This window comes from Lutibaculum baratangense AMV1, from assembly GCF_000496075.1.
In the GTDB taxonomy this organism is placed as follows: Bacteria; Pseudomonadota; Alphaproteobacteria; order Rhizobiales; family Tepidamorphaceae; genus Lutibaculum; species Lutibaculum baratangense.
The window spans coordinates 39168-58638 of the sequence record NZ_AWXZ01000029.1; the positions used below are offsets into that span (position 1 = coordinate 39168).

Below are 19471 nucleotides of genomic sequence, written 5' to 3' on the forward strand. Positions count from 1 at the left end.
CCCCGTCTGCGCGAGAGGGGCACGGTCAGCCCTCGATCCTGGAGAAGTCGGCGACCCGGTCCATCGTCGCGCGGATCTGCGATAGGAGCCGCAGGCGGTTCTCGCGCAGCGCGGCGTCGTCGGCGTTCACCGTGACGTGGTCGAAGAATGCGTCGACCGGCGCGCGGAGCTGCGACAGCGCCGTCATCGCGGCCGCGAAGTCCTCGGCTTCAAGCGCGGCGTCGACCTCCGCGGTGACCGCCGAAAGCCGCTCGTAGAGAGTCGCCTCGGCCAGCTCCACGAGCTTCTCGCGGCTCGCCTCGCCCGCATGCGAGCGATCGTCCTTCTTCTCCTCGATGCGCAATATGTTCGCCGCGCGGCGATAGGCGGCGAGCAGGTTCGCGCCGTCCTCGGTGTCGAGGAACGCGCCCAGCGCCTCGACCCGGCGGAGGATCATCAGGAGGTCGTCCTGAGGTTCCGGCGTCCCTGTCGCGCCTGCGGCGCTCCCCGCCTCTCGGCCAAGCGCGAACACGGCGTCGACGAGGTCGTGCCGCGCCCCCTGCTCGCGCAGCTGCACCTTCAGGCGGTCGGCGAAGAAGGCGACGAGATCCGCCGCCGCCGCAGCCACACGCGCCGGATCGACCTGGTGGTGGCGGTAGATCTCGTCCGAAATCTCCTCCTCGGTCTTCCCCGAGAGATCGAGGCCGAGCGTCGCGACGGCCTGGTCGATCGCCTGGTTCAGGGCAGCCGTGGAGTGCACCTGCCGCTCCTGGCGCTCGACCTGCTCGCGAAGGATAGGCAGGAGGCGGACCCGCAGCCCGTTTTCCAGGACGATCCGGATGATGCCGAGCGCGGCGCGGCGGAGGGCGTACGGGTCCTTCGAACCCGTCGGCTTCTCGTCGATAGCCCAGAAGCCCGAGAGCATGTCCAGCTTGTCGGCGAGCGAGACGGCGATGGAGACCGGCTCCGTCGGCACGGCATCTCCCTGTCCCACCGGCTTGTAGTGGTCGCGGCAGGCATTGGCGACGTCGGCCTCACGTCCCTCGGCGAAGGCGTAGTAGCGGCCCATCACGCCCTGCAGCTCCGGAAACTCCCCGACCATCTCGGTCACGAGGTCGGCCTTGGCAAGGCGGGCGGCAAGAAACGCACGGTCGCCGCTGGCCCCGAGCCCGGCCGCAAGCTCGCGCGAGAGCTGGGCGATGCGGGCGACGCGGTCTCCTTGCGTGCCGAGCTTCTCGTGGAAGACGATGCTCCGAAGCTTCTTCGCGTGGTCGGCGAGGGTCGTCGCCTTGTCCTGCTCCCAAAAGAAGCGTGCATCCGACAGCCGCGCCGCGATCACCCGCTGGTTGCCCTCTGTGATCTTCCGGCCGCCGTCCTCCGCCTCGAGGTTCGCCACCAGCACGAAGCGGTTCGACAGGCTGCCCGTGGCAGGGTCATTGACGACGAAGCACTTCTGGTTCGCCCGTATCGTCAGGCGGATGACCTCCGGCGGGATCTCGAGGAAATCGCGGTCGAACTCGCCCATCAGCACGATCGGCCATTCGACGAGCCCCGCGACCTCGTCGAGCAGAGCTTCGTCCTCGACAAGGTCGAGCCCCTGCGCGAAGGCGAGGTTCTTCGCGTCGGCGCGGATCATCTCCTTCCGGCGCGCGGGATCGAGCACGACCTTCGCGTCGAAGAGCTTCTTCTCGTAGTCCTCGAAGCGCTTCACCTCGATCTCGCCCGGCGCCATGAAGCGATGGCCGCGCGTCGTGCGGCCCGACCCGATGCCGTCGACCTCGAACGGCACGACGTCCGTGTCCTCGGTCTCGGGCCCGAACACGCAGAGGATCGAGTGCAGCGGCCGCACCCAGCGCAACGATCCCGTGCCCCAGCGCATCGACTTCGGCCAGGGGAACCTGCGGATGACGTCCGGCACCAGCTCGGCGATCACCTCTTCCGCCGTCCGGCCGGGCTTCTCGATGACCGCGACGTAGAACTCGCCCTTCTTCGGATCGCTCTCGATGCGCGCCTCGTCGATCGAGGCGAGCCCCGCGCCGCGCAGGAAGCCTTCGATCGCCTTCTCGGGCGACCCCACCCGCGGGCCTTTGCGCTCCTCGCGCAAGTCGGGCCCCTTGGCGGGGATGCCCACGACGTTGAGCGCGAGCCGCCGCGGCGTCGCGAAGGCCTTCGCGCCCTCGTAGACGAGTCCCGCCTCGACGAGCCCGTCGGTCACGAGTTTCCTGAGGTCTTCCGCAGCGCGCGCCTGCATCCGCGCTGGGATCTCCTCGGAGAAGAGTTCGAGCAGGAGATCAGGCATCGTCCGATCCTGCGGCCCCGTCGTCGGTCTTCGTCGCCTTCGCGCCACCCCGATCGCCCGCCACGGCAGCGACCTTTTCGACGCAGGCGTCGAGATCGGCCGTCACCTCGTCGGTGGAGAAGCGCAGGATCCGGTAACCCCTCGCCTCGAGAAACGCCGTGCGCCGCCGCTCGGGCCGGCCGGCGGCCGCGCGATCGGTCTCGCCGACACCGATCTCGACGATCAGCTTCGGGCCGAGCGCGACGAGGTCTACCATGTAGGAGCCGATCTGCACGTGATTGCGCACCTGCGCGGCCGGCATCCGCTCGGCAAGCGCCCGGCGCAGCCGCCGAGCGGCCTCGCTCTCGCCGGCGGCGATCGGACGGGGCGGAGCGCCGCGCGAGGGCGCCGTGGTCTTGGGACGCTGCATCAGATCGCTCCCCCCGCTTCGGTGGCACGCCATGCTTCGCCGCAGGACTTGGCCAATTCTCGCACTCTCAGGATGTAGCTCTGCCGCTCGGTCGGCGAGATCACGCCGCGCGCGTCGAGCAGGTTGAAGACGTGGCTCGCCTTGATGCACTGGTCGTAGGCCGGCTGCGCCATCAGGTGCCGCTCGCGCGGCTCCCCTGCCCAGCCCTCCTCGACATATCTCCGGCACGCGGACTCCGCCATCCGGAACTGCTCGAAGAGCATCTCGGTGTCGGCGTGCTCGAAATTGTGCGTCGAGTATTCCTTCTCGGCCTGCAGGAACACGTCGCCGTAGGTGACCTTCTCGTCGCCCTCGCGCCCGTTGAAGTTCAGGTCGTAGACGTTGTCGACGCCCTGCACGTACATCGCGAGGCGCTCGAGCCCATAGGTCAGCTCGCCCGAGACCGGGTGGCAGTCGAAGCCCGCGACCTGCTGGAAGTAGGTGAACTGCGAGACCTCCATCCCGTCGCACCAGACCTCCCAGCCGAGGCCCCAGGCGCCGAGCGTGGGGCTCTCCCAGTCGTCCTCGACGAAGCGGATGTCGTGGTTCTTCTCGTCGATGCCGATCTCGCGCAAGGACCCGAGATAGAGGTCCTGCAGGTCCGGCGGCGACGGCTTCAAGAGCACCTGGAACTGGTAATAGTGCTGCAGCCGGTTCGGGTTCTCGCCGTAGCGGCCGTCCTTGGGCCGGCGCGAAGGTTGCACGTAGGCCGCCTTCCAGGGCTTCGGTCCCAGCGAGCGCAGCGTCGTCGCCGGATGGAACGTGCCCGCGCCGACCTCCATGTCGTAGGGCTGCAGCACGACGCAGCCGCGGGCGGCCCAGTAGCGCTGTAACGTGAGGAGAAGCCCCTGGAACGAGCGCAAGGGGCTCAGGAAATCCTGATCGGACATCTGGACCTACGGGCTTTCGAGCTGTCGCGGCGCGTGAGCCGGTTCGGCGCCGCTGGATGCCGCGGACGTGTAGCCACGGCCCCTCCCCGGGTCAAGACGAAGGGCGGTCGTCCGGCAGGCGATAGACGCCGGTCGCGGGATCGCGCTCGAGGCGCTGCGCCGGCAGGCGCCCGATTCCCTCCTCGGCCTCGACCCGGTCGAGAACCCTGCGCACGCGCTGCTGCTCGCGCCGGAGGAGACGAAGCGCCGTCAGCCCTGCCCCCAGTAGCGCCGTTCCGACGAGAAAAGGATGCGGCATGCGGGAGACCTCCTTCAGATCCCGTAACGCGACCACATGGCTCTTGTTTCGAGGGTGGCGACGAGATCCTCCGCGAAGCTCGGATCAGCGGTCAGCCCGCCGTCGCGGAACGGGCCCATGCGGCGGGAGAGGAATCCGCGCTGCGTCGAGACCGGCACGATCCGGATGTCCTCACCGTATCGGTCCTGCATCGTCTGGCGCAGGTCTCCCAGCGTGTCGACGAGCCCGAGGTCGTGCGCCCTGTGGCCGGACCAGAACTCGCCCGTGAAGAGATCCTCGTCCGGCACCGTCAGCTTGCCGGCCCGGCGCTCGCGCACGAGGTCGACGAACATCTGCTGGATGTCCGCCTGGATCGCGCGCAGCCGCTCGACATCCTCATCCTTCGTCGGCTGGAAGGGGTCGAGCATGACCTTGCGCGGGCCGCTCGTGTAGACCCGGCGCTCGATGCCGACACGCTCGATCAGCTTGTCGAAGCCGAAGCCGGCCGCCACGACGCCGATCGAGCCGACGATCGAGCTCGAATCCGCGATGATCTCATCGCCGGCCAGCGCCACGAGATAGCCTCCCGACGCGCCGACATCCTCGATGAAGACGTGCACCTTTTTCTTGTGCCGTTCGGCCAGGGTGCGGATACGCGAGTAGATGAGACGGCTCTGCACGGGCGAGCCGCCCGGCGAGTTGATGCGGATCGCGACGGCGACGCCTCGCTTGTACCGGAAAGCCCTCTCGAGCGCGCCGGAGACGGCCGCCAGCGTGACCCCCGGCCGCAGCGGCGAAGCGACGCCGATCGGGCCGCTGAGCGTGACGGTCGGCACGACCGGCTTTCCGAGCCCGAGCCTCCCGAACAAGGCGGACATGATCCCCACTATTCCGGTCTCCCGCAGGATGCCCCCACAACCCTCTCCCTATCGCGCGCTTTCCTGCCGAGGGCAAGGCGCGCGCCATCGCGCAGGACACGGTCGAGCTCGTCGCTGAATCCGTCGCCATCCCGGCCGTGAAGAGCTAGCCCCGGCAGGAGCGATAGCGGTGCCCTCGCGCCGCGGCGGCCCTGCACGATGATGCGCCGCGCGCTTCGCCCAGGCCGCGGGTGGAGCGGCAGGAGGTGGAGATCGCCGAAGCGATGACCGAAAGCGTGCAGCACGCCCTCGAGCGCCTCCGCCTCGTGGACCAGCGTCAATGTGCCACGCCCCCGGACGGCGCCGGCGGAGAAGCGGATCCACGCCCCGAGCGCCTCGACGGGCAGCAGGTGGGCGGCCTCCCGCTCCGGCGAGCTCCGGTGGCGGCGGGGATCGCGGAACGGCGGATTGGCGATCGCATGCTCCGCGACCGCATTCGAGGCTTCAGCTCCCGCCTCGCCGATACGCAGGCAGCGGACCGCCGCGCGGTCGCCGAACCCGTTGCGCCGGAGGTTTTCCTCCGCGAGCTCCGCCATGGCCGGATCCGCCTCGACCAGGATCGCTTTCGCCCCGGGAACGCGCGCGAGGAGGCAGAGGCTCGCGACCCCCGCTCCGGCGCCGAGATCGAGCACCGTCTCGCCCTCGCATGCCGGGCAGGCGGCGGCGATCAGCACCGCCTCGAGGCCGGAGCGGTGGCCCCGCCGCGGCTGCAGGGCCCGCACCCGGCCGCCGAGGAAGGCGTCGTCGGTCAGCTCAGGAGGCTCACCCGAGCTCATCGGCCAGTTCCGCGTCGATCATGAGCCGGCGCGCCTGGTCGTATCGGTCGTCGGGCACGAGAACGCGGCGCGGCAACACGCCGAGGGAGCCTTCCAGGACGCTCATGTTCTGGTCGAGCACAACCGCGCCGATGCCGGCATCCCGCAGAAGGCTCTCCACGAAGCTGATCAGGACGAAGTCGTTCGTGCGCAGGAGCTCTTTCATGCGGGACCTTCTTGCGAGCGCCAATCGGGCCGGGCCGGGCCCGCCACCATCGCACGCCCGCGCATCCTCCCCAAGGCTTGCTCCATACTCCCTCTCTGCTACTTTCCGCGACAGCCTCACCGGAGAGTTCGCGAGCCTTGCAGACAGCCGCAGAAGCCCAGACACAGTTCGCCCGCACAGACAGCATCGAGCCGCTGGTCGGCCTCGTGGCCGGCGACATGAAGGCCGTGAACGAGCTGATCATCGAGCGGACCGGCTCCGACGTCACGCTCATCCCCGAGGTCGCGGCGCATCTGATCGATTCCGGCGGCAAGCGGCTCAGACCGATGCTGACCCTCGCCTGTGCGCAGATGTTCGGCTATCGCGGCGACGGTCACGTCAAGCTCGCGGCGAGCGTCGAGTTCATGCACACCGCGACCCTTCTGCACGACGACGTGGTCGACGAGAGCGAGCTGCGCCGCGGCAAGGCTGCGGCCCGCATGGTGTGGGGCAACGAGGCGAGCGTCCTGGTCGGCGACTTCCTGCTCGGTCAGGCCTTCCGCATGATGGTCGAGGTTGCCTCGCTGCCGGCGCTCGAGGTCCTGTCGCGTGCTGCCGCCGTGATCGCCGAGGGCGAGGTGATGCAGCTCAAGACGGCGCACGAGCTCGAAACGAGCGAAGCGCGTTACATGGCCGTGATCGAAGCCAAGACGGCCGCCCTCTTCGCCTCGGCGGCCGAGGTCGGGGCGATCGTCGCGGGCAAGGGTGAGGCAGAGCGCGAAGCGCTTCGGACCTACGGGCACGAATTGGGCCTCGCCTTCCAGCTGATCGACGACGCGCTCGACTACTCGGGCGTCCAGGCGGAGCTCGGAAAGCGCGTCGGCGACGATTTCCGCGACGGGAAGATCACGTTGCCCGTGCTGATCGCCTACTGGAAGGGCGACGACGACGAGAAATCGTTCTGGCGGACCGCCATGCGCGAAGGCAACCAGACCGACCGGGATCTCTCCCGGGCGATCGACCTGATGGCTCGGCACGGAGCGCTCGAGGAGACGGTGGCCCGCGCGAACGCGCATGGCGCGACCGCGCAGGAGGCTCTCATGAGGCTGCCGGAGACGCCGCATCGCGAAGCTCTGCTCGACGTCGTCGGCTTCTGCGTCAACCGGCGATTCTGACGATCGTCGGAGCGACGGTGCGCGTCGCGGTCGCCAAGATCCACCACTTCGGCCGCACGGAGCGCAGCTCGGCCGCCGCGCGCTCGGCTGTGTCCAAGTCGGCGAAGACACCGAAGCAGGTGGCGCCGGAGCCGCTCATGCGGGCGAAGCCGCAGCCCGGCAGCTGCCGCAGAGCCGCCAGCACCTCGCCTACCACCGGCTCCGTCGCGATCGCCGGCGCCTCGAGATCGTTGTGCGCCCGGGCCAGCCACGCCACCACGTCCGGGATGTCGCGCAGGCCCTCGCTTGGCGGCAGCGGACCCCTCGAACGAAGGTCCAGGGCGCGGAAGACCCTGCCGGTCGGAACCGGGACGAGGGGGTTCGCGAGGAGAAGCGGCAGCGACGGGAAGCCCGGCAGGGGCTCGATCACCTCGCCGATGCCGCGGGCGCGGAGCGGCACTCCCGCCAGGCACATCGGCACGTCGGCACCGAGGGCAAGAGCTGCGGCGTGAAGCCGCGCCCTATCCGGCGAACGATCGCTCAGATCCGCCAGCAGGCGCAGAGCGGCGGCCGCATCGGCCGAGCCGCCGCCGATTCCGGCAGCGACGGGAAGGTTCTTCTCGAGCTCGATGCGGACCGGCAACCCGCCCAGCAGCCGCGCCGCCTTCAGAACGAGATTCTCCGAGACGTCCTCGTCGCGAAGGGAGGCGGCGAACGGCCCTTCAACGACGAGCCCCAGATCCACCGCGGGCTCCGTCTCGAGCCGATCGGCCACGCCGGTGAAAACCGCCACCGTGTCGAGCAGGTGATACCCGTCGTCGCGGCGGCCCGTCACGTGCAGCGCGAGGTTCACCTTCGCCGGGGCCTCGAGCGACAGCCGCCGGGCCGCTGCCTCGCCGTGCCTCACTCGGTGTCGCGCGCGACCGCCGCGGGGCTTTCCTCCTCGTCGGTCAGGCCCTCGACGAGCTTCTTGCGGATCTTCTCCTCGAGACCGGGCTCGTCGGACATGTCGAGATCGAGGGCGTGGCTCCACTGGAACTTCGCCTCGAGCCTGCGGCCGATCCGCCAGTAGGCGTCGCCCAAGTGATCGTTGATGACGGCCTCCTGCGGCATCAGCTCGACCGCCCGCTCGAGGTGCTCGACCGCCTCGTCGTACTCGCCGAGCCTGTAATAGGCCCAGCCCAGGCTGTCGACGATATAGCCGTCGTTCGGCCGCGCCTCGACGGCCTCCGTGATCATCTCGAGCCCCTCCTGGAGGTTGATGCCCTGATCGATCCAGGAATAGCCGAGATAGTTCAGCACGAGAGGGTGGCCGGGCTGAAGCTCGAGCGCCCTCTTCAGATCGGTCTCGGCCTCGTCCCACCTCTTCGTGCGCTCGTTGGCGATGCCGCGGAAGTAGTAGAGCGTCCAGTTCTCCTCGCCCCGCGCCTCGGTCTCGTCGATCGCGCGCGTGTAGGTCTCGCGGGCCTCGTCGAACATCTCGCGGGCGCGCTGGATGTTCCCGAGGGCGACGACGGCGTCGAGAGCCTCCGGATTGCGGGCGACCACGGCCTCGAGAACCTGCTGCGCCTCCTCCGGCTTCTCGGCCGCGTTCAGCACGAGGGCGCGGTGCACCTGTGCCGTGTCGTAGAGCGGGGACTTCTCGCCGACGCCCTCATAGGCGGCCGCGGCAGCGTTATAGTCCTTCAGCCGCTCGTAGAAGTCGGCGAGCGTGAAGCGCGCGAGCGCGTTGCCGGGCTCGAGATAGAGCGCGAGCTGGACGTAGGAGGCCGCATACTCCTCGGCGCTGTCGCTGCCCAGGGCGGAGCCGAGCCCGTAGAGGAGCTCCGCGAGGCCGCCGGCGACCGACGTCACGAGCGGCTCTGGCACCTCGCCGCTCTCGAGAAGCCGCCGCAACTCGATCGTGAGCGGGTGATTTGGCACGCGCTCCACGAACTCGTCGGCGATCGCCCGCGCCTCGTCGCTCCTGCCGGCCAGCATCAGGCGGCGCACCTGCGCCTGCACCACGCGCAGCGCGCCGGGGTCGGAGGCATACGCCTCGGCGAAGGCCGCGTCGGCCAGGTCGTCGCGCCCTGCGAGCTCGGCGATCAGACCGCGATGGTGCGGCTTGAAGACCTTGTACCAGTCCGGCCCCTGCAGCCCCTCGATCGTCGCGAGCGCCTCGTCGACCTGGCCCTGGCCATACTGGATCCATGCCTGAAGGATGCGGATCGTGAGCTCGGCGAGCGGTCCCTGGCCAGGCTTCTCGGCGAGGTCCGCCGCGGTATCGAGCCTGTCGCGCTTCACCGCCTCGGCCGCGAGCGTCAGGCGCGCGAGGAGATGGCTCTCGTCCTGTTCCGCGACGCGCGCGGCGAGGTCGGCGGCCGCCTCTACATCGCCTGCGACCACCGACAGGGTGAAGGCGCGGTCGAGCAGCGCGAGATTGTTCGGGTCCGCGGCGAGAGCGCTGCGGTAGAACTCCGCGGCCGCCGGCGCGTCACCCTGGCTCCCCGCGAGCCGGCCCGCGAGATAGCTGCCGGAGAAGCTGCCCGACTCCGGGCCGAGCGTGCTGAACGCCTTCGGCCCGAACTGGAAGTCGGCCTTGCCCTCGGCGTGCAGGGGCACCGAGCCAGCAATCATGGCGGGACCGAGCAGCATGGCGGACGCCACGGCGGCGACCACGGCAAAGCGTCCTGTCAGGACGCTGGCGATCTTCGGCAAAGCGCGAACTCCTCGACTGGCCGCGAAAGGGCGGGCGCCCTCCCCTCCGCCGTCACATATTCGGATAGTTGGGACCGCCGGAGCCCTCCGGCACGGTCCAGACGATGTTCTGGTTGGGGTCCTTGATGTCGCACGTCTTGCAGTGGACGCAGTTCTGCGCGTTGATCTGGAACCGCGGCTCCGCGCCGTCCTCCTCGATCCATTCGTAGACCCCCGCGGGACAATAGCGCTCCGAAGGGCCGGCGTACACGTCGTGCTCGCTCCGCTTCTGCAGCGCCATGTCCTTGACCTTGAGGTGGATCGGCTGATCCTCCTCGTGATTCGTGTTCGACAGGAACACCGAAGAAAGGCGATCGAATGTCACGACCCCGTCGGGCTTCGGATAATCGATCGGCCGGCATTGCGCCGCGGGCTTCAGGCTCTCGTGGTCGGCCTTCCCGTGCTTCAGCGTACCGAAGGGCGAGAAGCCCATCGTGTTGGCCCACATGTCGAGGCCGCCGAGCCCCATGCCGACGAGGCCATAGCGCGACCAGAGCGGCTTCACGTTGCGCACGCGCCTGAGGTCCCGGCCCACCTCGGAGTCGCGCCAGGCGGCGTCATAGCTCCCGAGCTCGTCGTTCGTTCGGCCGGCCCCGAGCGCCTCCACCGCGTGCTCGGCGGCGAGCATGCCGGACAGCATCGCGTTGTGGGAACCCTTGATCCGCGGCACGTTGACGAAGCCAGCGGCGCAGCCGAGCAGCGCGCCGCCGGGAAAGGAGAGCTTCGGCACGGACTGCCAGCCTCCCTCGCTGATCGCGCGCCCGCCGTAGGACAGCCGCTTGCCGCCCTCGAAGGTCTCGCGGATCGCCGGGTGCGTCTTGAAGCGCTGGAACTCGTGGAACGGCGAGAGGTACGGATTCTCGTAGTTCAGGTGGACGACGAAACCCACTGCCACGAGGTTCTCCTCGAAGTGGTAGAGGAACGAGCCGCCGCCCGTTTTGCGGTCGAGCGGCCAGCCGAACGAATGCTGCACGAGGCCCGGCCGGTGCTTGGCCGGATCGACCTCCCAGAGCTCCTTCACGCCGAGACCGTATTTCGAGACGTCGCAGTCCTTGTTCAGCGCGTACTTGTCTATAACCTGGCGCGATAGCGAGCCGCGCACCCCTTCCGCGAAGAAGGTGTACTTGCCGAGCAGCGCCATGCCGCGGGTGTAGCCGTCCTTCGGCTCCCCGTCGCGCCCGACTCCCATGTCGCCCGTGGCGACGCCGATCACCTCGCCCTTATCGCCGTAGAGCACCTCCGCCGCCGCGAAGCCCGGATAGATCTCGACGCCCAACGCCTCGGCCTTCTCGGCGAGCCAGCGGCAGACATTCCCGAGCGAGACGATGTAGTTGCCGTGATTCGACATCAGCGGAGGCATCAGCGCATTCGGCAGCCTCAGCGATCCTGCGGGACCGAGGAACAGGAACTGGTCGTCGGTCACCTGCGTCTTGAGCGGCGTCTCCTCCTGGCGCCACTCCGGCAGGAGGCGGTCGATCGCGACGGGATCGACGACCGCGCCCGACAGGATGTGGGCGCCGACCTCCGAACCCTTCTCGAGCACGACGACCGAGAGCTCCTCCGAGAGCTGCTTGAGCCGGATCGCCGCGGCGAGGCCCGCCGGGCCGGCGCCGACGATCACGACGTCGAATTCCATCGATTCGCGTTCGGGAAGCTCGCTCGCGCCGTCAGCCATCGTTACTCCTGCCACGATTGTCTCTCCGCGTCGGGGCGCCGGCGGAGGCGGCGCATTTCGATCGGCGGCACTATGGCTTATATCGGAAGGAGAGGACAATCCGAGGTCAACGAGTTGCCATGAGCGAGGCTCAGAGCCTCACCCGCGAGGAGGCATACGCGCTTCTCGCCTGGTACCGGGAGGCAGGCGTCGACGAGGCGGTCGAGGCTGCGCCGCGCGACAGGCTTGCGCCACCGCCCGCGCCTTCGACCGCGCTCGAGGCCGCAGGCATCGGACCGTCGGACGCCCCGCAGGCGAGCGACCCGCTGCTTCTCGCGCGCGAGCAGGCGCGGCTCGCCACCACGCTGGAGGAGCTTCGCAACATCCTCGCGGGCTTCGAGGGCTGCCCGCTGAAATACACGGCGAAGAACATGTGCTTCGCCGACGGCAACGCTGAGGCCCGCATCATGTTCGTCGGCGAGGCGCCGGGCGCCGAGGAGGATCTGCAGGGCAAGCCCTTCGTCGGACGCGCCGGCCGGCTCCTCGACCGCATGCTCGCCTCGATAGGGCTCGACCGGACGAGCGCCTACATCGCGAACATCGTCTATTGGCGGCCGCCGGGAAACCGCACGCCGACGCCGCAGGAGATCCAGGTCTGCAAGCCGTTCATCGAGCGGCAGATCGAGCTGAAGGCGCCGGAGATCCTCGTCTTCCTCGGCGGCGCCTCGGCGAAGGAGATGATGCAGCGCTCCGACGGGATCCTGAAGATGCGAGGCCGGTGGATGGAGTACAGGGCGGGTGATCGCGCGATCCCCGCGATCGCGACGCTCCATCCGGCCTACCTCCTGAGGCAGCCGGCGCAGAAGCGGCTCGCGTGGCGGGATTTGCTCTCGATCAGGAAGGCGCTGGAGGGAACGCGATAGCGCCTTACCTTTAGTTCAATTCGCGCAGTGCTTGCCTGTAACAGCAAGATGCAAATACTCTTGGCCGGATGCAGATCGTCGCAAAGCGGACCCTCAAGCTGTTTTGGGAACGACACCATCGGGCAGAGGGCCCGCTGCGGGCATGGCATTCTGTCGTGGAGAGAGCGGAATGGTCATCCCCCCGAGACATCAAGGACTTGTTCGGAACGACCGTCGATTTCGTCGCCGACAACCGGGTCGTTTTCGACATTGGTGGCAACAAGTATAGACTGGTTGTTCACGTGTCTTACGAGTTCAAGCGCGTTTTGATCAAGTTCATCGGGACCCACCGCGACTACGATCGCATCGACGCAGCGAGGATAAGATGAGCGACGTCATCGTTCGCCCGATCAGAAACGAGGCGGATTACGAGTGGGCACTGGAGGAGATCTCTCGGTATTTCGAGGAGGAACCGAGCCGAGGCACTCCCGAGGCTGATCGCTTCGACGTTCTTGCTGACCTCATCGCCTCCTATGAAGCTGCACACTGGCCCATTGAACCGGCCGATCCGGTCGACGCCATCCGCCACCGCATGGAGACAAGCGGCTTCAGTCATGCCGACCTCGCTCGCCTGCTCGGCTCGCGCGTACGCGCATCAGAGTTGCTCAAGAGGCGTGGGCGACTGAGCCTGCAAGCCGCCTCAAAGTTGCATGAGGAGTGGGGTATTCCGGCGGACGCTCTACTCAGGGGCTTCAGCGGCAACAAGGGACGCTACGCCGGGCCGCGGGGATTGGCGCCAAACCGCCCGAGACCGTCCCCTCGGGCAAAAGCCCAGTCAAAGCGCCTGATCGGATAGCCGCCAAAGAGAGCTTTTCTCATCGCTCGGTCAGAGCGAGCCTTGCGCCGAGGCCCACGAAGGCGGCCGCGAAGCTGCGGCGCATCCAGGCGAGGCCCCCCGGCCGCGAGACGACGTGGTCGCGCACGGCGGCAGCGCACAGGCCGTAGACGACGAAGACCGCGAAGGTCATCGCCATGAAGACCGCGGAGAGTTCGACCATTCGGGCGAGCGGGGCCGTCTCGCCGGGGCTGACGAACTGAGGCAGGAAGGCGAGGAAGAAGATCGACAGCTTCGGGTTCAGTATGTTGACGAGGACGGCCGTTGCCGCCACACGGGCAGCCGATCTCGGTGACTGGCTGCCGTCGACCTTCAGGGCTCCGGATTGCTTCAGCGTCTGCCACGCCATGTAGAGAAGGTAGGCGACGCCAAGATACTTGAAGAGCGTGAAGAGAACGGCACTCGTGTGCAGGAGCGCCGCCAGCCCGAGGATCGCGGCCGCGAGGTGCGGCACGATGCCGAGCGTGCAGCCGAACGCGGCAACGATGCTCGTGCGCGCCCCGCCGGCGAGGCCAGCCGCCAGCGTGTAGAGCACGCCCGTGCCTGGCGAGGCGACGATGACGAGCGATGTCAGCAGGAACTCGATGCTCATGGGCGGGACCTCCTGTCGCGTCGACCGCGACGCCATATGCGAGGATGTTGCCGTGCCGAGGGTTCGGCAAGACCAACCAGAGAGACACGAGGCGAGCCCATGCCCCACGCCACCGGCGACCGCCCCTTCATCCCCGTCCGCATCGCCGTGATGACGGTCTCCGACACGCGCACCATGGAGGACGACAAGTCCGGCAACACGCTCGCCGGCCGGATCGAGAAGGCCGGCCACCACCTCGCCGCGCGGGCGATCGTGAAGGACGAGGTCGAAGAGATCCGCGCGCAGGTGACCGCTTGGGCTCAGAGCCCGGAGGTCGACGTCATCATCACCACGGGCGGCACCGGCTTCACCGGCCGCGACGTGACGCCCGAGGCGATCGAGCCGCTGTTCGAGAAGGTGATGGACGGCTTCTCGGTGATCTTCCACCGCCTCTCCTACGAGAAGATCGGGACCTCGACGATCCAGAGCCGGGCGACGGGCGGCGTCATCCACCAGACCTACGTCTTCGTGCTGCCGGGCTCGCCGGGCGCCTGCAAGGATGCGTGGGACGGCATCCTCGAGGCGCAGCTCGACTACCGCCACATGCCGTGCAACTTCGTCGAGATCATGCCGCGGCTGGGAGAGCACCTGCAGCGGACGAAGGGATGAACTCTGGCTCGATTCACCGCCCCGCCCGCTCAGCCAGAGAGACGGACGCGCCCATGAGGAAGACCGCGTTCAGCGCGTGCAACGCCTGCACCGTGCCCAGGCCGGTCGCCTCTCCGAGTTCCAGCCAGAGGATCTGCGTCACATAGAGGGCGAGGAGCGTGGCGGCCCCGCGCCTCATCGGGCGCAATTCCGCAAGAAGGAACGCCAGCGCCACGCTTGCTGCGACCGGCACCGCGACCAGGCCACCGAGCGCGCGGTGGAGATCGAAGGCGGCCGCATCTGCGAAGATCGCGAGGCCGATCAGGAAGAACTGGCCCGTGATCATGATCGGGACGGCGGTCGCCGCGGTTCGGAAGGCGAGGCGCGACCCGGTGGCGCGCGGGCGAGCGATGGCTCCGGACATCACCGCCCCTCCGCCAGGCGCACCGTACGGGCCGTCGCGCGGCCTGCCGGCGGAAGGCAGCCGAGAGCCTCCAGCGTCTCCCGCACGGCACGGTCGAGCGGCGTGTGCGGCTCGGCGCCCAGGAAGTCGATCAGCCTGTCGTTGCGCAACCTGATCGGCTGCCGCCAGAGGTAGCGCATCTCGACGAGCTCGCGGAACAGCGGCACGACCGGCGACAGGAGCCGCATCACCGGCCAGGGCATCGGATAAGCCCTGAGCGTGGGATTCCCGGTGGCGCGGCGGATCGCCTCCACCATGCGGTTGCCGTCCTCGTCCCAGTGGCCGTTCATGTGGAAGGTCGCGAAGTCGTCGAGCTCGTTCTCCCGCTCGGCGAGCGCCGCCATCGTCTCCGCCACGTCGGGCAGGTACGCCCACTGGTGGCCGACACCCATCGTGCCCGGGCAGGTGATCGAGGTCACCGGCTTGCCAGGCTTCACGAGCCCTTGCGAGAACCAGTTGTTCCCGGCTCTCGGACCGAAGAAGTCGCCGGCCCGCAGGATCAGAGCACGGGCTCCTTCCCCAGCGGACACCTCGAGCCGCCGCTCCATCTCTTCACGGATCTTCCCCTTCCGCGTCACCGGGTTCTGCGGCGAAGCCTCGTCGATTTCCGGGAAGGCATCGGGCCCGTAGTTGTAGACGGTGCCGGGCAGGAGGATACGGGCCCCTTCCGACTTCGCCGCCGCGATCGTGTTGTCGAGCATCGGCAGGACGAGCCTCTGCCAGTCCCGGTAGCCAGGCGGGTTCACGGCGTGAACGATGAGCGCAGCCCCGTTGGCGGCCCGCGCGACGTCGGACGCGTTCATCGCGTCGCCCGCCACCCATTCGAAGTTCCGGCACGCTGCGAGCATCCGGCCTTGGCGGGCCATTGCCCTGACATGCCAGCCGCGTGCCTTCAGGCGCCGCGCGACCGTGCCACCTATGCCGCCCGTCGCACCGAGCACGAGGGCCGTTCGTTCCTGTCTCACCGGATCTCTCCATCATTGCCGTGGAGCGAAACTTGATCGCCGGCCAGCCTGAACGGAATTGTGGAATCTCGTGCATCCGCTATACAGAATCGCATGGCACGAACGGAGCCGGACTGGACCCTCTATCGGGCCTTCCTCGCAGTGATCGAGGAGGGATCCCTGTCGGGCGCGGCACGGCGGCTCGGCGTGGCGCAACCGACGGTCGGCCGCCATGTCGCGGCGCTCGAGGAGGCTCTGGCGGTGCAGCTCTTCCTGCGCTCGCAGAACGGGCTCGAACCGACGGAAGCCGCGCGCGAGCTCGTCCCCTATCTCAGGACGATGGCCGCGACGGAGGCGGCCCTGCGGCGGACGGCGTCCGGCTCGAGCGGCGCTCTGAGCGGCACGGTGCGCATCAGCGCGAGCGAGGTGATCGGCATCAAGGTGGTGCCCGAGATCCTGCGAGGCCTTAGGCGGCGGCACCCCGACCTCGTCGTCGAGCTCGCGATCTCGAACACGCTGCAAGACCTGCTGCACCGAGAGGCGGACATCGCCGTGCGAATGGTCGAGCCGACGCAGGGCGCGCTCGTCGTACGGCGGGCGGGCGCCGTCGCGCTCGGCCTGCATGCACGGCCGGACTACCTCGATCGACGGGGACGCCCATCATCGCTGCAGGACCTCGCCCGGCACGACGTCATCGGCTTCGACAAGGTGACACCGTGGATACGCAAACTCGTCGGGAGCGTGCCTCAGTTCGATACGAGCCGCTTCGCCTTGAAGACGGACAGTGATCTCGCACAGTTCGAGGCGATCGCGGCTGGGTTCGGGATCGGGGTGTGCCAGGTGCAGCTCGGGCGGCGCGCGGGTCTCGTTCGCCTGCTCGAACGGGAGTTCGACCTGAAGCTCCCGACCTTTGTCGTGATGCACGAGAACCTGCGCTCGACCCCGCGGTGCCGCGCGGTGTTCGACGAACTGGTGGTGGGACTCCTCGACTATCTTCGCGAGGAGAAAGACGCCGCCGCTTCGGGCGCCGAAGCCTCGCCGGCGCCCTACTCCGCCGCCGAGGGCGAGTAGGCGGGCTCCCCCTCGTCGCCGTTGTCCGCGAGCTCCCGCGCCTCGTGGATCGAAGCGCCGACCGGCGTCTGGTCGTGCTTCTCGTAGAGCTCCTGCAGCATCGCCTGCCGGTCCGCCTTCAGCTCGCGGAAGAGCGTGTAGACCATGGCGTAGAGGATGAAGGTGAAGGGCAGCGCCGCCAGGACCGCCGCCGACTGGAGGCCCTCCAAGCCGCCCGTCGCGATGAGCGTCAGGCAGATCGCCGCGATCAGCCCGCCCCAGGAGAGGCGCTTCACGAGCGGAGGATCGATCGAGCCTTTGTCGGTCATCTGGGCGACGATGTAGGAGGCCGAATCCGCCGACGTGATCAGGAAAATGAAGATCAGGATGCAGGTCAGCACGTTCAGGACCATCGACATCGGCAGGAGGTCGAAGAAATGGAAGACCGCCGTCGTGATGTTGTCGCTCGTCGCCTGGGCCAGCCCCGCTCCCTCGACGAGCTCGTAGTGCAGGCCCGCGCCGCCATAGACCCCGATCCAGAGGCAGGCGAGCAGCGGCGGCATGACGAGCACGCCGAAGACGTATTCGCGGATCGTGCGGCCGCGCGAGATGCGCGCGACGAAGGTGCCGACGAAGGGTGACCAGGCGATCACCCAGGCCCAGTAGAAGATGGTCCAGCTCGACGCCCACTCCGAGCCCGCGAAGGCGTCGGTGCGCAGGCTCATCTCGAGGAAGTGCTGGAGATAGTCGCCCAGGCCCTGGACGATCGTGTTGAGGATCGTCAGCGTCGGCCCGAAGATCAGGATGTAGAGCATCAACGCGATGGCGAGGCCGAGATTGATGTTCGACAGGATCTTGATGCCCTTGTCGAGGCCGGACGCCGCCGAGACCATGTAGGCGCCGAACATCACGCCGAGGATCGCGAGCTGCCAGACGAAGCCTTCAGGCAGGCCGAACACGTAATTCAGGCCGCCATTGATCTGCAGCACCCCGAGGCCGAGCGAGGTCGCGACCCCGACGACGGTGGCGACGACGGCGAAGATGTCGAAGGCGTTGCCGAGCCGCTTGCCGCCGGGGGCACGCTTCGTCATGCGCTCGAGCGTCGTCGAGACAAGTCCCGCCTCGCCCTTGCGGAACTGGAAGTAGCCGATGATCAGGCCGACGATCGAGAAGGCCGCCCACTGGTGGACGCCCCAGTCGAAGAAGGCGTACTGGATCGCGAAGCGCGCCGCGGCCTCGCTCCCGCCTTCCATTTCCTCGTATGGCGGCTTGAGGAAGAACGTCATCGGCTCCGCCAGCCCGTAGAAGACCAGCCCCACGCCGAAGCCTGCTGCCAGCAGCATCGCGACCCAGGAGAAGAACGAGTAGTCGGGTGTCGAATCCGGCGGCCCGATCCGCGTCTCGCCGTATTTGGAGAAGGCGAGATAGACGAGCACGACGACGAAGCCGAAGACCGAGATGAGGTAGAACCAGCCGAAGAAGGTCGTCACCCAGCCGAGCGCCGCCTCGGCGCCCGACTTGAAGCCCTCGGGAAAGGCCGCTCCCAGGATCACGAAAGTGAGGATGACGGCGCCCGAGATCAGGAAGACGGGCTGGCGGAAGGACTCTGGCACGGGATGTTTCTCCCTCTTCTTCTGGCTCGTCAGGCAGCGGTCCTAGTGGCGCCACCACTCGGTCATCATTGGGACACAATGCCGGACGGGCTGAATCGATCCCGCAGCAGCCGAGGAAGCGCACGGTGGACACGGCACGCCCGGCCGGCCACAAACGACTCTGCAAGGGCGAGGACACGACAGGAGCACCCCCAGATGCAGGCGACGAAGCGGCCGGACCACTACAGGTTTCAGCTCGGCGAGATGACGGTCGCGACCGTCCTCGACGGCTACGCCCATCGCGACGGTCCACGGCCGACCTTCGGCGCGAATGCGAGCGAGGAGGAGATGGCCGATCTCCTTCGGCAGAACTTCCTGCCGAACGGCCGCTACGAGAACCATTTCGTGCCGGTGGTGGTCGAGACGGGCGGCGAGGTCGTCGTCTTCGACACCGGCTTCTCGCCCGGGAGCAATCCCACGGCCGGGCACCTGCAGGCGCGTCTCGCCCATCTCGGCCTTGCGCCCGAGGACGTGAGCCTCGTCGTCGTCACCCACGGCCACGGCGACCATATCAGCGGCATCATGACGGAAGGCCGCCCCTCCTTCCCGAACGCCCGATACGCGATCGCCGAGACGGAATGGGACTTCTGGACGTCCGACAGGCCGGCCCAGGCGGGGCGCGGCGACAACGCGCAGATGTTCCAGTCGAACGTCGTGCCCCTGCGCGACCGCACGACGTTCCTGAAGGACGGCGACACCGTCGCACCGGGCATCACGGCGATGGCCGCGCCGGGACACACGCCGGGGCACACGATCTTCATGCTCGAGAGCGGCGGCCGGCAGCTCCTGCACTTCGTCGACGTGTCGAACCACTATGTCGCCTCCCTCGCGAGGCCCGACTGGCACGTCGCGTTCGACTTCGACAAGGAGCAGGCGGTCCAGACGCGCAAGCGGGTGCTCGACATGGTGGCGACCGACCGCATCCCCGCGATCGGCTACCACATGCCGTTCCCGTCGGTCGGCTTCGTCGAGCGTGCGGCCGGTGGCTATCGATGGGTCGCGGCGAGCTATCAGATGAACCTCTGAGGG

21 protein-coding genes are annotated in these 19471 nt (G+C 68.3%); 7 read left to right on the forward strand and 14 right to left on the reverse strand.

The window, feature by feature from the left end:
- Positions 1–25: 25 nt before the first annotated feature.
- The 7 genes from glyS to N177_RS10210 all read right to left on the reverse strand — a co-directional run bounded on the left by glyS (position 26) and on the right by N177_RS10210 (position 5791).
- The gene (gene glyS, locus N177_RS10180; RefSeq protein ID WP_023432228.1) at positions 26–2278 is read right to left on the reverse strand and encodes a glycine--tRNA ligase subunit beta; all 2253 of its coding nucleotides are present in this window, start codon (positions 2276–2278) and stop codon (positions 26–28) included.
- Entirely contained in the window at positions 2271–2687 is a 417-nt protein-coding gene (locus tag N177_RS10185; RefSeq protein WP_023432229.1) for an endonuclease domain-containing protein, read from the reverse strand. The genes glyS and N177_RS10185 overlap by 8 nt, the downstream gene beginning before the upstream one ends.
- Entirely contained in the window at positions 2687–3598 is a 912-nt protein-coding gene (locus N177_RS10190) for a glycine--tRNA ligase subunit alpha (RefSeq protein ID WP_200863391.1), read from the reverse strand. The genes N177_RS10185 and N177_RS10190 overlap by 1 nt, the downstream gene beginning before the upstream one ends.
- Before the next feature lie 109 nt (positions 3599–3707).
- Positions 3708–3914, reverse strand: coding sequence for a hypothetical protein (locus N177_RS10195; RefSeq protein WP_023432231.1), 207 nt, complete (start codon positions 3912–3914; stop codon positions 3708–3710).
- Between the two features lie 14 nt (positions 3915–3928).
- Entirely contained in the window at positions 3929–4771 is an 843-nt protein-coding gene (locus tag N177_RS10200) for a S49 family peptidase (RefSeq protein WP_040485587.1), read from the reverse strand.
- An 8-nt stretch (positions 4772–4779) separates the two neighbouring features.
- A complete protein-coding gene (locus tag N177_RS10205) occupies positions 4780–5586 on the reverse strand; it encodes a tRNA1(Val) (adenine(37)-N6)-methyltransferase (protein ID WP_023432233.1) in 807 nt (268 codons plus the stop codon).
- Positions 5573–5791, reverse strand: a complete 219-nt coding sequence (locus tag N177_RS10210) for a putative signal transducing protein (RefSeq protein WP_023432234.1) — start codon at positions 5789–5791, stop codon at positions 5573–5575. The genes N177_RS10205 and N177_RS10210 overlap by 14 nt, the downstream gene beginning before the upstream one ends.
- Before the next feature lie 218 nt (positions 5792–6009).
- Here N177_RS10210 and N177_RS10215 point away from each other — a divergent pair, with 218 nt between their 5' ends.
- Entirely contained in the window at positions 6010–6945 is a 936-nt protein-coding gene (locus N177_RS10215) for a polyprenyl synthetase family protein (RefSeq protein WP_081718488.1), read from the forward strand.
- On the opposite strand, the gene N177_RS10220 is transcribed toward N177_RS10215, so the two are convergent.
- From N177_RS10220 to N177_RS10230, 3 genes are read right to left on the reverse strand one after another with little or no spacing between them, the layout of a single operon-like run.
- A complete protein-coding gene (locus tag N177_RS10220; RefSeq protein ID WP_023432236.1) occupies positions 6929–7831 on the reverse strand; it encodes a 4-(cytidine 5'-diphospho)-2-C-methyl-D-erythritol kinase in 903 nt (300 codons plus the stop codon). The two genes, N177_RS10215 and N177_RS10220, sit on opposite strands and share 17 nt — an antisense overlap.
- Positions 7828–9624, reverse strand: coding sequence for a tetratricopeptide repeat protein (locus N177_RS10225; protein WP_023432237.1), 1797 nt, complete (start codon positions 9622–9624; stop codon positions 7828–7830). The genes N177_RS10220 and N177_RS10225 overlap by 4 nt, the downstream gene beginning before the upstream one ends.
- A gap of 52 nt (positions 9625–9676) precedes the next feature.
- On the reverse strand, positions 9677–11338 hold the full coding sequence (locus N177_RS10230; protein ID WP_023432238.1) for an electron transfer flavoprotein-ubiquinone oxidoreductase: 1662 nt from the start codon (positions 11336–11338) through the stop codon (positions 9677–9679).
- A gap of 119 nt (positions 11339–11457) precedes the next feature.
- Between N177_RS10230 and N177_RS10235 the strand changes: the two genes are divergently transcribed.
- The 3 genes from N177_RS10235 (at position 11458) to N177_RS10245 (ending at position 13075) form a co-directional block, all read left to right on the forward strand.
- Positions 11458–12240 carry a uracil-DNA glycosylase gene (locus tag N177_RS10235; protein WP_023432239.1) on the forward strand — a complete coding sequence of 261 codons (783 nt, stop codon included), beginning with the start codon at positions 11458–11460 and terminating at the stop codon, positions 12238–12240.
- 68 nt (positions 12241–12308) lie between these two features.
- Entirely contained in the window at positions 12309–12608 is a 300-nt protein-coding gene (locus tag N177_RS10240; protein WP_040485556.1) for a type II toxin-antitoxin system HigB family toxin, read from the forward strand.
- On the forward strand, positions 12605–13075 hold the full coding sequence (locus N177_RS10245; RefSeq protein WP_081718476.1) for a helix-turn-helix domain-containing protein: 471 nt from the start codon (positions 12605–12607) through the stop codon (positions 13073–13075). The genes N177_RS10240 and N177_RS10245 overlap by 4 nt, the downstream gene beginning before the upstream one ends.
- A 19-nt stretch (positions 13076–13094) precedes the next feature.
- Here N177_RS10245 and N177_RS10250 read toward each other — a convergent pair whose 3' ends face one another.
- Entirely contained in the window at positions 13095–13706 is a 612-nt protein-coding gene (locus tag N177_RS10250; RefSeq protein WP_023432241.1) for a LysE family translocator, read from the reverse strand.
- A gap of 99 nt (positions 13707–13805) precedes the next feature.
- Between N177_RS10250 and moaB the strand changes: the two genes are divergently transcribed.
- Positions 13806–14354 (forward strand): molybdenum cofactor biosynthesis protein B, encoded by a 549-nt coding sequence (gene moaB / locus N177_RS10255; protein ID WP_023432242.1) that lies wholly within the window; start codon positions 13806–13808, stop codon positions 14352–14354.
- Positions 14355–14367: 13 nt separating this feature from the next.
- Here moaB and N177_RS10260 read toward each other — a convergent pair whose 3' ends face one another.
- Entirely contained in the window at positions 14368–14757 is a 390-nt protein-coding gene (locus N177_RS10260) for a DUF6220 domain-containing protein (RefSeq protein ID WP_023432243.1), read from the reverse strand.
- Entirely contained in the window at positions 14757–15761 is a 1005-nt protein-coding gene (locus N177_RS10265; protein WP_023432244.1) for an NAD(P)H-binding protein, read from the reverse strand. The genes N177_RS10260 and N177_RS10265 overlap by 1 nt, the downstream gene beginning before the upstream one ends.
- 93 nt (positions 15762–15854) lie before the next feature.
- On the opposite strand from N177_RS10265, the gene N177_RS10270 reads away from it, so the two are divergent.
- Positions 15855–16811 carry a LysR family transcriptional regulator gene (locus N177_RS10270; protein ID WP_023432245.1) on the forward strand — a complete coding sequence of 319 codons (957 nt, stop codon included), beginning with the start codon at positions 15855–15857 and terminating at the stop codon, positions 16809–16811.
- Here N177_RS10270 and N177_RS10275 read toward each other — a convergent pair.
- A complete protein-coding gene (locus N177_RS10275) occupies positions 16787–18403 on the reverse strand; it encodes a BCCT family transporter (protein ID WP_023432246.1) in 1617 nt (538 codons plus the stop codon). The two genes, N177_RS10270 and N177_RS10275, sit on opposite strands and share 25 nt — an antisense overlap.
- A 195-nt stretch (positions 18404–18598) precedes the next feature.
- On the opposite strand from N177_RS10275, the gene N177_RS10280 reads away from it, so the two are divergent.
- Positions 18599–19468 carry an MBL fold metallo-hydrolase gene (locus tag N177_RS10280; RefSeq protein ID WP_023432247.1) on the forward strand — a complete coding sequence of 290 codons (870 nt, stop codon included), beginning with the start codon at positions 18599–18601 and terminating at the stop codon, positions 19466–19468.
- Positions 19469–19471 lie beyond the last annotated feature (3 nt).

Excerpts from the sequence above, each read along its gene's own strand:
- glyS (WP_023432228.1), bottom strand. The coding sequence starts at position 2,278 with ATGCCTGATCTCCTGCTCGAACTCTTCTCCGAGGAGATCCCAGCGCGG.
- N177_RS10185 (WP_023432229.1), bottom strand. The coding sequence starts at position 2,687 with ATGCAGCGTCCCAAGACCACGGCGCCCTCGCGCGGCGCTCCGCCCCGT.
- N177_RS10195 (WP_023432231.1), bottom strand. The coding sequence starts at position 3,914 with ATGCCGCATCCTTTTCTCGTCGGAACGGCGCTACTGGGGGCAGGGCTG.
- N177_RS10200 (WP_040485587.1), bottom strand. The coding sequence starts at position 4,771 with ATGTCCGCCTTGTTCGGGAGGCTCGGGCTCGGAAAGCCGGTCGTGCCG.
- N177_RS10205 (WP_023432233.1), bottom strand. The coding sequence starts at position 5,586 with ATGAGCTCGGGTGAGCCTCCTGAGCTGACCGACGACGCCTTCCTCGGC.
- N177_RS10210 (WP_023432234.1), bottom strand. The coding sequence starts at position 5,791 with ATGAAAGAGCTCCTGCGCACGAACGACTTCGTCCTGATCAGCTTCGTG.
- N177_RS10215 (WP_081718488.1), top strand. The coding sequence starts at position 6,010 with ATGAAGGCCGTGAACGAGCTGATCATCGAGCGGACCGGCTCCGACGTC.
- N177_RS10230 (WP_023432238.1), bottom strand. The coding sequence starts at position 11,338 with ATGGCTGACGGCGCGAGCGAGCTTCCCGAACGCGAATCGATGGAATTC.
- N177_RS10235 (WP_023432239.1), top strand. The coding sequence starts at position 11,458 with ATGAGCGAGGCTCAGAGCCTCACCCGCGAGGAGGCATACGCGCTTCTC.
- N177_RS10240 (WP_040485556.1), top strand. The coding sequence starts at position 12,309 with ATGCAGATCGTCGCAAAGCGGACCCTCAAGCTGTTTTGGGAACGACAC.
- N177_RS10245 (WP_081718476.1), top strand. The coding sequence starts at position 12,605 with ATGAGCGACGTCATCGTTCGCCCGATCAGAAACGAGGCGGATTACGAG.
- N177_RS10250 (WP_023432241.1), bottom strand. The coding sequence starts at position 13,706 with ATGAGCATCGAGTTCCTGCTGACATCGCTCGTCATCGTCGCCTCGCCA.
- moaB (WP_023432242.1), top strand. The coding sequence starts at position 13,806 with ATGCCCCACGCCACCGGCGACCGCCCCTTCATCCCCGTCCGCATCGCC.
- N177_RS10260 (WP_023432243.1), bottom strand. The coding sequence starts at position 14,757 with ATGTCCGGAGCCATCGCTCGCCCGCGCGCCACCGGGTCGCGCCTCGCC.
- N177_RS10270 (WP_023432245.1), top strand. The coding sequence starts at position 15,855 with ATGGCACGAACGGAGCCGGACTGGACCCTCTATCGGGCCTTCCTCGCA.
- N177_RS10280 (WP_023432247.1), top strand. The coding sequence starts at position 18,599 with ATGCAGGCGACGAAGCGGCCGGACCACTACAGGTTTCAGCTCGGCGAG.